Origin of the sequence: Kitasatospora sp. Root107, assembly GCF_001424875.1 — a bacterium.
GTDB lineage: Bacteria > Actinomycetota > Actinomycetes > Streptomycetales > Streptomycetaceae > Kitasatospora.
Map to the genome: position 1 here is coordinate 29,543 of NZ_LMCT01000013.1, position 16,459 is coordinate 46,001.

Here is a 16,459-nt window from a genome sequence, read left to right on the forward strand (position 1 = left end):
AAGGGAGTCCATGTCATGCGCCGCGCCGTCTGCCCGGGTTCCTTCGACCCGATCACCAACGGACACCTCGACATCATCGAGCGTGCCTCCAAGCTGTACGACGTGGTCCATGTCGCGGTGGCGATCAACAAGAACAAGCAGGGCATGTTCACCGTCGAGGAGCGGATCGCGCTGATCGAGGAGACCACTGCCCAGTACGGCAACATCGTGGTCGAGTCGCACTACGGCCTGCTGGTGGACTTCTGCCGGGAGCGCGGCATCCCGGCGATCATCAAGGGCCTGCGGGCGGTCAGCGACTTCGACTACGAGCTGCAGATGGCCCAGATGAACCGCGGCCTGTCCGGCGTCGAGACGCTCTTCGTGCCGACCTCGCCGACCTACAGCTTCCTCTCCTCCACCCTGGTCAAGGAGGTCGCCTCGTACGGGGGTGACGTCTCGCACCTGCTGCCGGAGACGGTGAACCGCCGGCTGGTCGAGCGGATCGCCGAGCGGGCGAAGCAGTAGCACCCGAACAAATCGGATCAGGTCTGGCGAAGCGTCACATACCGTCCCCCGCCCGGCCGAGCGGCTGGCCTCGGACATTGTGAGCTCTCCCCGCTCTGGACGTACAGTCTGTACTCCTGCCCGGAGGCGCCACGCCGAAGGGCACTGCCTCCGCCGCAGCTCGGCGGCACACGGAAAGACAGAAGCCCCCGTGGACGTGCAGAACAGACTTGACGCGATCGTCACGGCGGTGGAGAACGCCCGCTCGATGCCCATGTCGGCGTCCTGCGTGGTGAACCGGGCCGAGCTGGTCGGCCTGCTCCAGCAGCTCCGTGAGGCGCTGCCCGCCGAACTCGCCCAGGCCCAGTCGGTGATGGCCGACCACGAGCAGGTGGTCGCGGACGCCCAGGCCCAGGCCGACCAGATCATCCAGGGTGCGCACAGTGAGCGCGGCTCGCTGATCTCCGACACCGAGGTGGTGCTGCGCGCCCAGGCCGAGGCGGACCGGATTCTCGGCGAGGCCAAGACCGAGGTGCAGACCAAGCTGGCCGAGGCGGACGACTACGTCGACTCCAAGCTGGCCAACTTCGAGGTGGTGCTCACCAAGACGCTCGGCGCGGTCGGCCGCGGCCGGACCAAGCTGCGCGGCGACGCCAGCGTCTTCGAGCAGCCCTACGACGAGGACGCGACCGACGGCGAGGAGTTCCGCTCCCGGGTCAGCCCGAGCCCCGAGGTCGACGAGTACGTCGATGTGAAGCTCGCCACCCTGGAGACGGTGCTCAGCAAGACCCTCGAAGCGGTCGGCAAGGGCCGGGACAAGCTGCTCGGCAAGGCCTCGGTCGACGAGCTCGGCGCCTACCTGGCCGCCGCCGACGAGGCCCAGCAGCTCAAGGACCGGGCCGAGGCGGTCGCGGCCGGCTTCTCCGAGGACGGCTTCGACCCCAGCGGCGGCGGTGGCTTCGACGCGAACGGCCAGGAACAGCCCTGGTACCGGGCGGAGGTCCCGCAGCAGCAGAGCTGGCCCGAGCCGACCCCGGCGGCAGCCGGCTGGCAGGCCCCGGAGGCCGACCAGTACGCCGCCGCGCAGTACACCGAGGTCTACGGCGGCGGCTACGACCCGGCCGGCCAGCCGCAGACCGACCCGTACGGCTACCCGCAGCAGCCGCAGCCGAGTTACGGCGGCCAGGGTTTCGACACCCAGGGCACGCAGGGCTTCGACTACGGCTACCAGCAGCAGCCGGTCTACCAGGAGCAGCCGCAGGAGCAGCAGGCGTACGACGCCTACGGCTACCCGCAGCAGGCTGCCCAGGTGCCGCAGCAGGCCGCGCTGGACGAGACCAGCTTCTTCGACACCAGCATGATCGACATGACCCGGCTGCGGGAGCTCGGCGGCAGGTGAAGTTGGGCCAGGCCGGAGTGTCCGGTAGTCTGACCACTCCGGCCTGTTCGTTGCTGGGCTGTTCTGCTGCCTCGAAGCAGCCGGATCGAACCAAATTCGCGCCACGCAGGGATGCGTGCCGCCTCCAGGAAGTCAGGACACCTTGAACCGCCTCGACCACCGCGACCCGCTCGTGTTCGACACGCATGAGCTCGGCCGTCGCCCGGGATCGTTGCGCAAGATGGTCCGCACCGTGGAGGCCCCGGAGGGTCTTGGCATCATCGATGTCATCGCCGTCCCGGTGAAGAGCGAGATCGAGATCGAGCTCCGTCAGGAGTCCGTGGTCGAGGGCGTGCTGGTGACCGGCCGCGCCAGGGCCAGGGTCGAGGGCGAGTGCGTACGCTGCCTGGAGCCGATCGAGGACCGCCTGCGGGTCGAGTTCCAGGAGCTCTTCTACTACCCGGAGTCCGACGAGCGCACCCGCGCCCGGACCACCGGGGCCGACGACCTCGACGAGGAGTCGGACGACGAGACTTACCGTCTGGAGGGCGATTTCTTCGACCTCCGGCCGGTGCTGCGTGACGCGGTGGTGCTCGCACTGCCGCTGCAGCCGGTGTGCCAGGAAGACTGCCTGGGCCTGTGCTCCGAATGCGGAGCGCGCCTGAGCGACGACCCGGACCACCACCACGATGCCGTCGACCCCCGGTGGGCGGCTCTGCAGGGACTCTCCGCCGCCCCCGGCGACGAGGGTGACGGAATCAAGAACAGCGACACCCGTGAGGGTGGAGCCGAGAACCAGGAGAAGTAGCCGTGGCTGTTCCGAAGCGGAAGATGTCGCGCAGCAACACGCGCCACCGTCGGTCCAACTGGAAGGCCGTTGTCCCGGCCCTGGTGGCGTGTGACCGCTGCCACGAGCCGAAGCTTGGTCACATTGCGTGCCCGAGCTGCGGCACGTACAACCGTCGCCAGGTCCTCTCGGTCTGATCGGCGGGTACGGATCGATGTCGGACAGTAACTCACCCCGCAAGTCGGCTCCTGCCAACGGGAGCAAGGCCGGCGGTCCGGCTTCGACCGAATACGACGTTCTGGAAGGGCGCCTCGGGTTCGTACTCGAGCGCGCCCTTCTGGTGCGTGCCCTGACGCATCGTAGCTTCGCCTACGAGAACGGCGGGCTGCCCACCAACGAGCGCCTGGAGTTCCTCGGCGACTCGGTGCTGGGCTTGGTCGTGACGGACACCCTCTACAAGCTCCACCCGGAGGTTGCCGAGGGCACGCTCGCCAAACTGCGTGCCGCGGTGGTCAATTCGCGTGCCCTGGCCGAGGTCGGCCGTGGCCTCGAACTGGGCACCTTCATCAGGCTCGGCAAGGGCGAGGAGGGGACCGGTGGCCGTGACAAGTCGTCGATCCTCGCCGACACCGTCGAGGCCGTGATCGGCGCCATCTACCTGGATCAGGGGCTGGACGCCGCGACCGACTTCGTCCACCGCCTGTTCGACCCGCTGATCGAGGAGTCCTCTCAGCTGGGCGCGGGCCTGGACTGGAAGACCAGCCTTCAGGAGCTCACCGCCTCGGTGGGCATCGGCGTACCCGAGTACGTGGTCGCCGAGTCCGGTCCTGACCACGAGAAGACCTTCGACGCCGCCGCGCGGGTGGCCGGCGAGGACTTCGGGCACGGCAGCGGCCGGTCGAAGAAGGAAGCCGAGCAGAAGGCAGCGGAGAGCGCCTGGCGCGCGATCCGGGCCAAGTACGCGGAGCAGCTCAACCCCACCAGCTGACACCAGAGTTGAGGCGGCAGGCGTGCCCGAACTCCCCGAGGTCGAGGTGGTCAGGCGCGGCCTGGCCCGCTGGGCCGCAGGCCGTACCGTGGCCGAGGCCCAGGTGCTGCACCCACGGTCGGTCCGGCGTCAGCCGGGCGGCGCCGACGAGTTCGCCGCCCGGCTGACCGGGACGACCCTGGGGGAGGCGCAGCGCCGCGGCAAGTACCTCTGGGTGCCGCTCGGCCGTGACCAGGCGCTGATCGGCCACCTCGGCATGAGCGGCCAACTCCTGGTCCAGGACGCCTCGGTGCCGGACGAGACGCACCTCCGGGTCCGGCTCCGGTTCACCGACGGCGGGCGCGAACTGCGCTTCGTCGACCAGCGCACCTTCGGCGGCCTGGCGGTGGAGGAGTCCGAGCCGGGCGACCCCGAGTCGACCCCGCTCTCCATCGCCCACATCGCCCGCGACCCGCTGGACTCGCGCTTCGACGACGGTGCCTTCATAGCCGCACTGCGGGCCAAGCGGACCACCGTGAAGCGGGCCCTGCTCGACCAGACGCTGATCAGCGGCGTCGGCAACATCTACGCGGACGAGTCGCTCTGGCGCGCCAAGCTGCACTACGAGCGCCCCACCGCCACCCTCACCCGGGCCCAGGCCGCCACCCTGCTCGGCCACGCCCGCGACGTGATGAACGCCGCCCTCGAGGTCGGCGGCACCAGCTTCGACAGCCTCTACGTCAACGTGAACGGCGAGAGCGGCTACTTCTCCCGTGAGTTGGACGCCTACGGGCGCGAGGGTGAGCCGTGCCGCCGCTGCGGCACCGCCGTCCGGCGCGAGCCGTGGATGAACCGCTCCAGCTACTTCTGCCCCCGCTGCCAGCGCCCGCCGCGCTAGGCACACGCCAGGGGCTCGGGGAACTGCGACGCCGACCTCGGACAAGGTGATCTGTGCGTAGCTGGTCAGGCACTTTCGTACGTGACCCCGGCGCCAGATCTCCTCGCAGTTCCCCGAGCCCCTGGACCGTAGACGGTCAATGCACCGAGGTGAGTTCAGCCTCCTGGGCGGTGTCCTGTTCGCCCTGGCCGTAGTAGGCGACGCCGACCGCGCTGACGACGGCGAGGACGAAGCCGAAGGCGGCCAGCCAGCCGAGGCCGGCCCGGGAGGAGTCGCCGAGCCAGATGACGCCGACCGCGCCGGGGATGACGGTCTCGCCGACCACCAGGGCGGCGGTGGCCCCGTTCACCGAGCCGATCTGCAGCGCGATGGTGTGCAGGTACATCCCGCCGATCCCGCCGATCAGGATCGCGTACAGGGCCGGGTCGGAGACCAGCTGCCCGAGGTCGTAAGGCTCGATGCCGTTCAGGATCCGGACGCCGACCCCGAGTGCGCCGAAGCCGAGCCCGGAGAGCAGACCGGCCACGATCGCCCCGCTCGCCCCCAGCAGCCGGACGATCAGCGCGCCGCCGCCGATGATCGCGACCGAGGCACCCAGCAGCCACCAGTGCACGGCCATCGCGGCGTGGTGCCCGCCCTCGGGCCCGGCCGCCACCGCGAGCAGGATCAGGGCGGCGCACAGGATCGCGATCGAGGCCCACTCGGGCCGCTTCAGCCGGATGCCGAGCAGCTTGATGCTGAGCACGGCGGTGACCACCAGGTTGGCGCTGATGATGGTCTGGGAGAGGAAGAGCGGGAGCAGCCGGGCGGCCAGCGCGCCGAGCCCGAAGCCGATCAGGTCGAGCACCGTGCCGAGGATGAACTCCCAGGTGACGGCGGCCTTGGCGGTGGAGGAGAGGTTGGGTCCGCCGTGTTCGGTGACTCCAGCGGAGCGGCCGTTGGCGGCCGCCTCCTCGCGGGCGGAGCGGCGTGAGCCGACCGCCTGGAGTACCGAGCCGGTGCCGTAGCAGGCGGATGCCGCGACGGCGGTGACGAGGCCCAGGATCACCGGGTGCTCCGATCTGGATGTGGCAGGTGTGGTGGATCAGGCACCACTATGCCCGCTCGGGCCGGTGGTCTCGTCAGCCACCAGGAGGACCGGAGCTCGTCCCCACGGCGGGGGAGCCGTTGACCGGAGGTATGGGGCCGAAGGCCGTTCGTACGAGTAGCGTCGAAACATGAGAACCACGCAGCTCAGCCGCTCGAAGGCGACCGCTCTCCTGGCGCTGGTGCTGGCCGCCCTGCTGCTCCTGCCCGCCACCGCCGCCTCGGCGGCGACGGGTGGTGTGGAGGAGGCGGCCCGGATGCTGAAACAGGGTCAGGTCTATGTCGACCCGGCGATGACCGGGCGGTTCTCCACGGCCGAGACGGCCGCGCTGACCGAGCGGATCAGGCAGGCCGACAAGCCGGTCTTCGTCGCGGTGGTCCCGGCGAGCGAGCAGTACCCGGCCCGTACGGTCGCCACCGATCTGCGGACCAGAGTCGGGGTGACCGGCCTGTACGCGATCTGGCGGGGCGAGGAGTTCAAGGCCTTCGCGGACCCGGCGGCGATCTCCACCGCCGCTGCGAACAACCTGGCCGGTGCGGCGGTACGGGCCCACCCCGGGGACGTCAACGGCACGTTGAACGACTTCGTGGGCCAGGCGGTCGGCCAGGTCAAGGGCAAGGGCGTGGCGGCCTCCGCCGACAGCGGCGGGGCCGGGGTGGCGGCGATCGTGGTGCCGCTGGCACTGCTGGCGCTGGCCGGTGGCGGTGTGTTCCTGCTGTTCCGCCGGTCGAAGCGGCGCAAGGAGGAGCAGGCGCAGGCCGCGCTGGCCCAGCTGCGGGTGGTGGTGGACGAGGACATCACCGCGTTCGGCGAGGAGCTGGACCGGCTGGACTTCGCGCCCGGCGACCCGGCGGCGGACGACGCCCAGCGGGCCGACTACGCGCACGCGCTGGACAGCTACGACGGCGCCAAGCGCGCGATGGACTCGGCGACCGCGCCCGAGCAGGTCCGCCCGGTGACCGAGGCACTGGCCGAGGGCCGGTTCGCGCTGGCCACCCTGACGGCCCGTCGGGAGGGGCAGCCACTGCCGGACCGGCGCCCGCCGTGCTTCTTCGACCCCCGGCACGGCCCGTCGGCCAAGGACGCGGACTGGGCCCCGGCGGGTGCGGCCCGGCGGACCGTCCCGGTCTGTGCCGCGGACGCGGCCCGGCTGGCGGCGGGCCAGGAGCCGGAGATCCGTACCGTGCAGACCGAGCACGGCCGGGAGCCGTACTGGAACGCGGGCCCGGCGTACAGCCCGTGGGCCGGTGGCTACTTCGGCGGCGGGATGCTGCCGGGGCTGCTGATGGGCACCATGCTCGGCTCGATGATGGCCTCGCCCGGTACGGCCTGGGCGGCCGGCGGTGAGGGCTACCAGGGCGGCGACAGTTCCGGCGCGGACTTCAACCCCTCGGACTTCGGCGGCTTCGACGGTGGCGGTGGTGGTGACTTCGGAGGCGGAGGGGACTTCGGGGGCTTCTGAGGCGGGTGGTGTGAAGCCCCTTGCTTGCTGATCATCAGAGCGCTATCAGTACGATGATCAGCTAGAACCGCAGCGAGGGGCAGTTTTCATGGGGGAGCAAGGCTTCCGGGTAGAACCGGGTGCACTCAGGGCGTACGCGGCACTGATCGAGGCCCAGGCGGAGCGGATCGCGGAGATCCAGTCCCGGCTGGCCTCGGTCACGCTGAACTCGAACGACTTCGGCATGCTGCCGGACGCGCAGAACCTCTACCAGGCGTACGAGGAGCACGCGGAGGTGGAACAGCAGAACTTCGCCGACCTGGGCGAGTTGCTGACCGACACCGCCGAGGGCCTGCAGCACTCGGCGGACAACTACGAGAGTCACGACACCGCGATCGCCTCGGTCTACGGGGGTGGCCGGTGATCCCCGGGACGGACATCTCCTACGGTGAGGCGGGCGCCGCGTACAAGTGGACCCGCGACTTCGTCAACACGCCCTTCGAGGCGCTGCCCAGCTTCACGAACCCGGTCTCCGAGGGTCTGGACGCCGGGCTGGACGAGTTCGTCAAGGGCGCGCTGGACTTCCTCGGGCTGATGGACATGCTGGAGGAGGTCACCGGCGAGCTGGAGACCCTCACCAACGCCGCGCAGGAGTGGCAGGCCCAGGCGAAGGCGATGCAGGAGGTCGCCAACGCGCTGCGCGAGGGCGGCACGACGCTCGCCGGCCAGTGGGAGGGCCAGGCGTCCGACGCCTTCGGCACCCACATGGGCACGGTGGTCGAGGCCATCGAGAGCACCGCCGCCGACATGAACGAGGTGGCCCAGATCATCAGCCAGGCCGCCGCGGCCTGCGAACTGGCCGAGAACCTCGTCATCGGCCTGATCCGCGAGGCGATCGAGGTCCTGATCGCCACCATGGCCGCGATGATCCTGGTCGACATCATCACGCTCGGCGCCGCCACCGTGGTCAACGCCCTGGTGGTCGAGGCCGAGGTGTCGGTCTACGTCATGCGGATCGCCTCGGTGTCGCGCAAGCTGGCCACGGCGCTGGGCAAGCTGATGGACGCGGTGCGCAAGATCCAGACCGCCGGGAAGTCCTTCAAGAACATCAAGGAGGGCCTCAAGGCGGCCAAGGCGGTCCGCAAGATCGGCGGTGCGGGGAACCGCTTCGGCACCGCGAAGGACCTGCTGACCAACCCGAACCTCGGCACGCTCGGCGAGTTCGCCACCGCGCGCGGGGTGAAGACCGTCTTCGGAGCGGTCAAGGGCGGCATCGCGACCGGCGTCGGGATGGGTATCGGCGCGGGTGACTTCGGCGGCGCCTTCACCGACGCGGCCAAGGACGACGCCGCGATCGACGCCGCCACCGGCGCGCTGGACGGCGGCCCGCACGCGAAGCCGTACCGGGTGCCGCAGACCCGGGTCGAGGAGGCCTTCGGATGAGCCAGTACGTCGAGCCGCGCCCGCTGGGCGGCGAGTCCTACCGCCCGCTGTTCGCCCCGCTGCTGCAGCCGGGCGAGCAGATCCACGCGGTGGCCGAACTCACTCTCAGCGACCTGATCCGCCGGGTCCCGCGCAAGTACCGCCCAGGGGCCGCGACCAGGGGGGCGATGGCCGCCTTCGGTGCGCTGTTCGAGCTGGTGGCCGTCGTCGCGGAGCTCCTGTTCGAGGCGGTCTTCGGGTTCTTCCGGATGATCCGCCGGATCACCCGGGGCCGGGGCCTGCAGGGCGGCTGGGGCAGCCAGGCCGGACAGTTCGTGATCGCGGTGCGGCACGGGTACGAGGGCGCGGCGCCGATGGACAACAACCGCGCGGTGCTGGCCTTCACCGACCGACGCATCCTGCTGGCCGACCACCTGGTCGGCGTCGGCCTCAGGCCGCTCGGTGAACTGCCGTACGGACGGATCCGCCGGGTCGAGGACCGCACCGGCGGCGTCTCCGACCGGGTCGACCTGCACTTCGCGGACGGCTCGCTGGCCGCCCTCTCCCAGGGCACGGACGAGGCCCGGGCACTGGTCGCACTGATCCGCTGAACCCGCGGACGGCCCCGTTGCTGTGCATCGCCTAGGGTCGAGCCATGCACAGCAACGATCCGGTCCGCTGCACCGCCTGGGTGCGCGGCAAGGTGCAGCAGGTCGGCTTCCGCTGGTGGACGCGGGCCAGGGCGATGGAGATCGGGCTGACCGGGTACACCAGCAACCTCGGTGACGGCCGGGTGCAGGTGGTGGCGGAGGGCAGTCACGCCGACTGCGAACGTCTGCTGACCCTGCTCCGCGGGCCCGACACCCCGGGTGCCGTCACCGGTGTCACCGAGATCTGGAGCGCGACCGGCGACGGTTACGAGACCTTCGCGATCCGCTGACGCCACCCGCACGGGGGTGGCCCGGCAAGTGCCGGTGTCAGGCGGTTGCCTTCTGGGCAGACTCGTGGTTGACTCCGCAGCGAGCAGTGATCCATCTGATGCACGGATGGACCCCCGCCCGGCCGCACGGCGTGTCCTTCCCCGCCATGCAGGTGACAGGGTCGCGGTAGCGTGCGGTGATCGTGTTGACCCGTACCGTCTTTGGTGAGACGCTGAAAGCCCGCGCACCAATATGCGTTCTCCCGGCAGGGTCATGCCGTCGTGAGCCCAGCTCACACGGCTCTCCCGTAGTGCCCAGCCAGCACTTCCGGCCCGCGGACGGGTGCGTGACTCCCCTTCCCCCTAGACCCATACCGCAAAGGTTCGGTCACTCAGCGTGGAGGACCATTCATCATGGCAAAGGCGCTTCTCGGGTACGTCGGCGGCCCCGACCCGCGAATGCTTTCCGAGATGCGACGGCTTCAGCAGCGCGTCCAGGACCTGGAATCCGAGCTCATTCGGATGCAGGCCGAGAACGACGCACTCATCGCTGTCGCTGACGAGCACTCGCTGCTCAGCAGCATCGAGTTGGATCAGCGGGAGCCGGCACTCACCTGATCCGGACCCGGTCTTCACTGATCGACGCTGCTGCGCACTGAGCTTCCCGTAGGGGTCGCAGCTTTCGAGGGACGCCCGCGTGGCGTCCCTTCGTCGTGCGCGGAACCTTTTGCCAGGGAGAGTGCCCAGCCCCGGCGTGGCCAAACCGTCGCCTGCCCGGTTGCCGTCCGCACTGCCGGATACAGTCGGCAAACGGAGGAAGAAGCCGAGGTGAGGAGAGCGGGCGCGTGCATCTGAAGAGTCTGACGCTGCGCGGGTTCAAGTCCTTCGCCTCCGCCACCACGCTGCGCTTCGAGCCCGGCATCACCTGCGTGGTCGGGCCGAACGGCTCCGGCAAGTCGAACGTGGTGGACGCGCTCAGCTGGGTGATGGGCGAACAGGGGGCCAAGTCGCTGCGCGGCGGCAAGATGGAGGACGTCATCTTCGCCGGCACCAGCGGCCGCCAGCCGCTCGGCCGGGCCGAGGTCAGCCTCACCATCGACAACTCCGACGGCGCGCTGCCGATCGACTACGCCGAGGTGACCATCACCCGGACGATGTTCCGCAACGGCGGCAGCGAGTACGCGCTGAACGGCGACACCTGCCGGCTGCTGGACATCCAGGAGCTGCTCTCCGACTCCGGCATCGGCCGGGAGATGCACGTGATCGTCGGGCAGGGGCAGCTCGACTCCGTGCTGCACGCCGACCCGATGGGCCGCCGGGCCTTCATCGAGGAGGCGGCCGGGGTGCTCAAGCACCGCAAGCGCAAGGAGAAGGCGCTGCGGAAGCTGGACTCGATGGCCGCCAACCTCAACCGGGTGCAGGACCTGGTGGCCGAACTGCGCCGCCAGTTGGGCCCGTTGGGCCGACAGGCGAAGATCGCCCGGCGGGCCGCCGGGATCCAGGCCGAACTGCGGGACGCCCGGCTGCGGCTGCTCGCCGACGACCTGCTCACCCTGCGCAGGGCGGTCGAGGCCGAGATCGCGGACGAGCTGGCGCTCCGGCTGCGGCGATCCACCGTCGAGCAGGAGCTGAGCCGGGCGCAGCAGCGCGAGGCCGTTCTGGAGGCCCAGGTCCAGCAGCTCGGGCCGCAGCTGGAGGAGACCAGGCAGACCTGGTACCGGCTCTCCGCGCTGGCCGAGCGGACCAGGGGGACGGTCGGGCTGGCCGAGGCCCGGGTGCGGCACGCGGTCAGCAGTGCGCAGGGCGAGGAGCGGCGCGGGCGGGACCCGGAGGAGCTGGAGCGGGAGGCCGAGCGGACCCGGGAGGAGGAGGCCGCGCTGACCGAGGCGCTGGAGGAGGCGCAGTACGCACTGGCCGAGGCGGTCGAGCGGCGGGGCGAGCTGGAGCGTGAACTGGCGGTCGAGGAAGGCCGGTTGAAGGCTGCGGTGCGAGCCATCGCGGACCGCAGGGAGGGGCTGGCCCGGCTGCAGGGCCAGGCTGCCGCCGCCCGCTCCAAGGCGGCCGGGGCGCAGGCCGAGATCGGCCGGCTGGCCGAGGCCGGGGACGAGGCGGTGCTGCGGGCCGAGGCGGCGCAGGCGGAGTTCGAGGAGCTCCAGGCCCAGGTGGACGAACAGGCGGCCGGGGACGAGGAGTTGGACGCCGCGTACGACCAGGCCCGGGCCTCGACGGCCGGGGCGGAGGCCGGGGTGGCTGCCGTCCGGGATGCGCTCGGGCTGGCCGAGCGTGAGCGGGCCGGGCTGCTGGCCAGGCACGAGGCGCTCTCGCTCGGGCTGCGGCGCAAGGACGGCAGCGGGGTGCTGCTGGCGGCGGGGGAGCGGCTGGCCGGGGTGCTCGGTCCGGCCGCCGAGCTGCTCAAGGTCGAGCCCGGGTACGAGACGGCGGTGGCGGCGGCGCTCGGCGCGGCGGCGGAGGCCGTCGCGGTGGACGGGCTGGACGCGGCGGTGGCGGCCCTGCGGCTGCTGCGCGGCGAGGACGCCGGGCGGGCGGCGCTGCTGATCGCCGGTGACGTCGTGAGCGTGGGCCCGGCCGTCGGGGTGGCCGAGTTGGTGAGCGGACCGGCCGAGCTGATGCCCGCCGTGGCCGCGCTGCTGGCTCGTACCGTGGTGGTGGACGGGCTGGACGAGGCGCGTCAACTGGTCCAGGACCGGCCGGAGTTGACCGCCGTCACCCGAGACGGCGACCTGCTGGGCGCCGGGTACGCGCAGGGTGGTGCGGCCGGGGCGCCGAGCCTGCTGGAGACCCGGGCGGCGGTGGACGAGACGGCCCGGAAGATCGAGCGGTTGGCGGAGCGGTGCGAGCGGCTGGCCGGCGAGCTGGCCTCGGTGACCGCCGAGCGTCGTGAACTGGCGGCCGGAGTCGAGGAGTTGGCGGCCCGTCGGCGGGCTGCCGAGAAGGAGCGGGCCGGTGTCGCTGGAGCGCTCGGCCGGCTCGGCGGGCAGGCCAGGGCGGCGGCGGGGGAGGCCGAACGGCTGGCCTCCTCGGTGCGGCGCGCCGAGGAGGGCCTGGCCCAGGCGCTGACCGCGGCCGAGGAGCTGGCCGAACGGCTGGCGGTGGCCGAGGAGTCGGTCGACTCCGGGGAGGACGAGCCGGACGGCGCCCGGCGGGAGGAACTGGCCGGAGGCGCCGCCGAGGCCCGGCAGGCCGAACTGGAGGCCAGGCTCGCGGTCCGCACCCACGAGGAGCGGGTACGCGGTCTGAGCGGCCGGGCCGACCAGCTGGACCGGGCGGCCAAAGCCGAGCGCGAGACCAGGGCCCGGGCAGCCGAGCGGCGGGCCCGGGCCCGGTACGAGGCCGAGGTGGCCGGGGCGGTGGCGGCCGGGGCGCGGCAGCTGCTGGCCCGGCTGGAGATCTCGCTGACCCGGGCCGAGGCCGAGCGGGCCGAGGTGGAGCAGGCCCGTGCCGAGCGGGAGACCGAGCTGCGCACCGGCCGTGAGCACGGCCGCGAACTCAAGGGCGAGCTGGACAAGTTGGTCGACGCGAGCCACCGGGACGAGGTGCTCCGGGCGGAGAAGCGGCTGCGGATCGAGCAGCTGGAGGCCAAGGCGCTGGAGGAGTTCGGCATCGAGGGCGAGGAGCTGCTGGCCGCCTACGGCCCCGCGCAGTTGGTACCCCCGCCGCTGCCGGAGGAGGGGCAGGAGGCGGGCGAGCCGCGCCCGTACGTCCGGGCCGAGCAGGAGAAGCGGCTGCGGGCCGCCGAGAGGGCGTACCAGCAGCTCGGCAAGGTCAACCCGTTGGCGCTGGAGGAGTTCGCGGCGTTGGAGGAGCGGCACCAGTTCCTCGGTGAGCAGCTGGACGACCTGAAGCGGAGCCGGCGGGACCTGCTGGAGATCGTCAAGGACGTGGACGTCCGGGTGGAGCAGCTGTTCACCGCCGCCTACCACGACACGGCGGCGCAGTTCGAGGGCGTGTTCTCGCGGCTCTTCCCGGGTGGGGAAGGGCGGTTGGTGCTGACCGACCCTTCGAGCATGCTGACCACCGGGGTGGAGGTGGAGGCCAGGCCGCCGGGGAAGAAGGTGAAGCGGCTCTCGCTGCTCTCCGGCGGTGAGCGTTCGCTGACGGCGGTGGCGCTGCTGGTGTCGATCTTCAAGGCCCGCCCCAGTCCGTTCTACGTGATGGACGAGGTGGAGGCGGCCCTCGACGAGACCAACCTGCGGCGGCTGATCGCCATCATGGAGGAGCTGCGGGAGAGTTCACAGCTGATCGTGATCACCCATCAGAAGCTCACCATGGAGTCGGCCGACGCGCTGTACGGCGTCACCATGAAGGGGGACGGGATCTCCCAGGTGATCAGCCAGCGGATGCGGGAGGAGCACCGCGAACGCCCGGCGCGCGCGGTGCCCAGGCAGCAGCAGGAGACGTCGGTCAGCTCCGAATGAGCTCGTCGGTGGGGCTCAGCGCCGCTCGGGTGAACATCAGTCCGGTGCCGATCGCCAGCACCCAGGCGGTGAGCGCCTGCCGGCAGAAGCCGCCCCACTGGCCGGAGATGGTGAGCAGCCCGACGATCCCGTACGAGACCGCCGCCGCGCAGAGCGCGACCAGCAGGACCTGCCAGAGGTTCAGGCCGTTGAAGACGATCAGGCCGGCGCCCATGGTGAGCAGCAGCACACTCATGTTGGCGGCGAACCAGGTGTGGAAGAGCTCACGTACCCGGGCGTGGCCTCGCTGTCGGGGACGGGTTCGATGCCGCGGGTCTCGACGGCGTGCTTCTCGATCGTGGGACAGAAAGGTATACGTTGCCCTGAATAGGCCATAAGGGGCGAATGTCCCCGTTCTCCGGGACGGGTCTGTCGCGGATACTGGGTTCCGTTATGGAATATCTGATCCTTGCCGTAGTCATCGCCGTGGTCGCCGTCGGTGCGATCGCGGGCCTCGTCGTCAGCGGCAGACGACGTAAGCAACTGCCTCCCAAGGCCGAGGCGCCCGTCATCACGCCCCCGCGCGAGCCCGGGGTCGGCGAGGAGTCAGCGGCCCCGACTCCCGAGCCGGTCAAGACCGTCGAGGAGGTGACGCTCCCGCCGGAGGCACCCGTTGTCGAGGTGCCTGCGCTGGAGGTGCCGGAGCCCACCGCCGGACGACTCGTCAGGCTGCGCGGCCGACTCTCCCGTTCGCAGAACTCGCTCGGCAAGGGGCTGCTCACGCTGCTCTCGCGCGAGCGGCTGGACGAGGACACCTGGGAGGAGATCGAGGAGATCCTGCTCACCGCCGACGTCGGCGTGACGCCCACCCAGGAACTGGTGGACCGCCTGCGTACCCGGGTCAAGGTGCTCGGCACCCGGACGCCCGAGGACCTGCGGGCCCTGCTGCACGAGGAACTGGTCGCCCTGATCGGCACCGAGGCGGACCGCTCGCTGAAGACCGCCAAGCACGAGGACGGCCGTCCGGCCGTGGTGCTGGTGGTCGGCGTGAACGGTGTGGGCAAGACCACCACCTCGGGCAAGCTCGGCCGGGTGCTGGTCGCCGACGGACGCAAGGTGGTGCTCGGCGCGGCCGACACCTTCCGGGCGGCCGCCGCCGACCAGCTGCAGACCTGGGGCGAGCGGGTCGGCGCTGCCACCGTTCGCGGGCCCGAGGGTGGTGACCCCGCCTCGGTCGCGTTCGACGCGGTCAAGGAGGGCATCGCCGAGGGCGCGGACACCGTGCTGATCGACACCGCAGGACGGCTGCACACCAAGACCGGCCTGATGGACGAGCTCGGCAAGGTCAAGCGGGTCGTCGAGAAGCACGGTCCGGTGGACGAGGTGCTGCTGGTGCTGGATGCCACCACCGGTCAGAACGGGCTGGTGCAGGCGCGGGTGTTCGCCGAGGTGGTGGACATCACCGGGATCGTGCTCACCAAGCTGGACGGGACCGCGAAGGGCGGGATCGTGATCGCGGTGCAGCGGGAGCTGGGCGTGCCGGTGAAGTTGATCGGGCTGGGCGAAGGCGCGGACGATCTGGCGCCGTTCGAGCCGGGGGCGTTCGTGGACGCGCTGATCGGCGAGTAACTTTCTGGCTGACCTGAGCTTGCACTATCCGGGGCTCGGGGAACGGCGACGAGATCTGGCGTGCGGGTCACTGCGAAAGTGCCTGACCCGCTACGTACGGATCACCTTGTACGAGGTCGGCGTCGCAGTTCCCCGAGCCCCTGGTGGTGCTTGACCGTTCACGCCGTCCAGGCGGGTTCGGCGGTGCGTTCGCGGGTGCGGTGGCAGGCGTACGCGATGGTGCCGAGGAGGAGGCGGGCCTCCGGGGGACAGGCGGCGCTGTCGCGGCAGGGGCGGCGGAGCCAGCGCGCGGGGCCGAGGGCGCCGAGGGTGGTGGGCGGGGCGGCCACGTAGTCGCCCTCGCCGTGGCAGGCCAGGTCGAGGGTGGTGTCGTCCCAGCCCATCCGGTACAGGAGTTCGGGCAGTCGTTGGGCGGCGCCGGGGGCCACGAAGAAGAGCAGCCGGCCGGTCGGCAGACCGAGTACGGGGCCGACCTGGGTACCCATCCGTTCCAGTCGGACCAGGGCCTGCAGGCCGGGCTGGGTCGGGGCGTCCAGGACGTCGAACGAGCGGCCGGTCGGCAGTAGCAGCGCGGCCTCGCCGCCGCGAAGGCGGTTCAGGTCGGCGGTGCCCGCGCCGGTGGCCGGGTCGACGGTGTGCGCGGGGCCGAGCCCCTGGTGCAGGCCGGGTGCGGCGCAGTGGGCGGCCGGGCAGGAGCAGCGGCCGTCGGTGCGGGTGGTGCCGGTGCCGACCGCCACCGCCCAGCCCCAGCGGCCGGTGTACTCCGCAGCCGCCTCGAACGCGGTACCGCGAAGACGGCGGCGGGAGCCGAAGCGCAGCTCGCCGAAGAGGTTGTCCATGCCTCCCCCAACAGGTTCGGATTGCCGGTGGTTACGGGGATGTGACGGTCCGTCGATTGTCCGGCGTGAAGCGGGTCGCGTGTTGGCGGCGCGCAGCAGTCGGAGTGCTCCGATTCGCGCGGTCAGGGCCAGAAGGCTCCTTGCATCGGTGTCACGGATACCGGATCGTCGGTGCTGCACGGGAGTCCCCTTCC

16 protein-coding genes and 1 pseudogene are annotated in these 16,459 nt (G+C 71.3%); 14 read left to right on the plus strand and 3 right to left on the minus strand.

Features of this window, described 5'->3' with window-relative positions; all coding sequences use genetic code 11:
* Window positions 1–15: 15 nt before the first annotated feature.
* From coaD to mutM, 6 genes are all read left to right on the plus strand, one after another.
* Entirely contained in the window at window positions 16–504 is a 489-nt protein-coding gene (coaD, locus tag ASC99_RS15125) for a pantetheine-phosphate adenylyltransferase (protein WP_057232264.1), read from the plus strand.
* 196 nt (window positions 505–700) lie between these two features.
* On the plus strand, window positions 701–1,882 hold the full coding sequence (locus ASC99_RS15130) for a cell division initiation protein (RefSeq protein ID WP_369824226.1): 1,182 nt from the start codon (window positions 701–703) through the stop codon (window positions 1,880–1,882).
* 142 nt (window positions 1,883–2,024) lie between these two features.
* Window positions 2,025–2,669 carry a DUF177 domain-containing protein gene (locus ASC99_RS15135; RefSeq protein ID WP_057232268.1) on the plus strand — a complete coding sequence of 215 codons (645 nt, stop codon included), beginning with the start codon at window positions 2,025–2,027 and terminating at the stop codon, window positions 2,667–2,669.
* 2 nt (window positions 2,670–2,671) lie between these two features.
* A complete protein-coding gene (gene rpmF / locus ASC99_RS37185) occupies window positions 2,672–2,845 on the plus strand; it encodes a 50S ribosomal protein L32 (RefSeq protein ID WP_030056747.1) in 174 nt (57 codons plus the stop codon).
* A 17-nt stretch (window positions 2,846–2,862) separates the two neighbouring features.
* Window positions 2,863–3,636 (plus strand): ribonuclease III, encoded by a 774-nt coding sequence (gene rnc / locus ASC99_RS15140; protein ID WP_057232270.1) that lies wholly within the window; start codon window positions 2,863–2,865, stop codon window positions 3,634–3,636.
* Window positions 3,637–3,658: 22 nt separating this feature from the next.
* Window positions 3,659–4,513 (plus strand): bifunctional DNA-formamidopyrimidine glycosylase/DNA-(apurinic or apyrimidinic site) lyase, encoded by an 855-nt coding sequence (gene mutM, locus ASC99_RS15145; RefSeq protein WP_057232272.1) that lies wholly within the window; start codon window positions 3,659–3,661, stop codon window positions 4,511–4,513.
* A 136-nt stretch (window positions 4,514–4,649) separates the two neighbouring features.
* Here mutM and ASC99_RS15150 read toward each other — a convergent pair whose 3' ends face one another.
* Complete coding sequence (locus ASC99_RS15150) at window positions 4,650–5,561, minus strand: hypothetical protein (RefSeq protein WP_057232275.1); 912 nt, start codon at window positions 5,559–5,561, stop codon at window positions 4,650–4,652.
* Between the two features lie 169 nt (window positions 5,562–5,730).
* Here ASC99_RS15150 and ASC99_RS15155 point away from each other — a divergent pair, with 169 nt between their 5' ends.
* From ASC99_RS15155 to smc, 7 genes are all read left to right on the plus strand, one after another.
* Window positions 5,731–7,062, plus strand: a complete 1,332-nt coding sequence (locus tag ASC99_RS15155) for a hypothetical protein (protein WP_057232277.1) — start codon at window positions 5,731–5,733, stop codon at window positions 7,060–7,062.
* A gap of 88 nt (window positions 7,063–7,150) precedes the next feature.
* Window positions 7,151–7,465: a type VII secretion target gene (locus ASC99_RS15160; RefSeq protein WP_057232279.1), complete on the plus strand. Its 315-nt coding sequence runs from the start codon at window positions 7,151–7,153 to the stop codon at window positions 7,463–7,465.
* On the plus strand, window positions 7,462–8,484 hold the full coding sequence (locus ASC99_RS15165; protein WP_057232282.1) for a WXG100 family type VII secretion target: 1,023 nt from the start codon (window positions 7,462–7,464) through the stop codon (window positions 8,482–8,484). The genes ASC99_RS15160 and ASC99_RS15165 overlap by 4 nt, the downstream gene beginning before the upstream one ends.
* On the plus strand, window positions 8,481–9,074 hold the full coding sequence (locus tag ASC99_RS15170) for a hypothetical protein (protein ID WP_057232285.1): 594 nt from the start codon (window positions 8,481–8,483) through the stop codon (window positions 9,072–9,074). The genes ASC99_RS15165 and ASC99_RS15170 overlap by 4 nt, the downstream gene beginning before the upstream one ends.
* 44 nt (window positions 9,075–9,118) lie before the next feature.
* On the plus strand, window positions 9,119–9,403 hold the full coding sequence (locus ASC99_RS15175) for an acylphosphatase (protein ID WP_057232288.1): 285 nt from the start codon (window positions 9,119–9,121) through the stop codon (window positions 9,401–9,403).
* 393 nt (window positions 9,404–9,796) lie between these two features.
* Window positions 9,797–10,000 carry a hypothetical protein gene (locus ASC99_RS15180; RefSeq protein ID WP_057232290.1) on the plus strand — a complete coding sequence of 68 codons (204 nt, stop codon included), beginning with the start codon at window positions 9,797–9,799 and terminating at the stop codon, window positions 9,998–10,000.
* Window positions 10,001–10,227: 227 nt separating this feature from the next.
* Complete coding sequence (smc, locus tag ASC99_RS15185) at window positions 10,228–13,818, plus strand: chromosome segregation protein SMC (protein WP_082598346.1); 3,591 nt, start codon at window positions 10,228–10,230, stop codon at window positions 13,816–13,818.
* Between the two features lie 88 nt (window positions 13,819–13,906).
* On the opposite strand, the pseudogene ASC99_RS37190 reads toward smc, so the two are convergent.
* Window positions 13,907–14,193 (minus strand): annotated as a pseudogene (locus ASC99_RS37190) (cytosine permease); the annotation flags it as partial.
* Window positions 14,194–14,250: 57 nt separating this feature from the next.
* Between ASC99_RS37190 and ftsY the strand changes: the two are divergent.
* Window positions 14,251–15,426, plus strand: coding sequence for a signal recognition particle-docking protein FtsY (gene ftsY / locus ASC99_RS15195; RefSeq protein WP_057232292.1), 1,176 nt, complete (start codon window positions 14,251–14,253; stop codon window positions 15,424–15,426).
* A gap of 158 nt (window positions 15,427–15,584) precedes the next feature.
* Here the strand turns inward: ftsY and ASC99_RS15200 are convergent, their stop codons facing one another.
* On the minus strand, window positions 15,585–16,265 hold the full coding sequence (locus ASC99_RS15200; protein WP_057232294.1) for a bifunctional DNA primase/polymerase: 681 nt from the start codon (window positions 16,263–16,265) through the stop codon (window positions 15,585–15,587).
* Window positions 16,266–16,459: the final 194 nt, after the last annotated feature.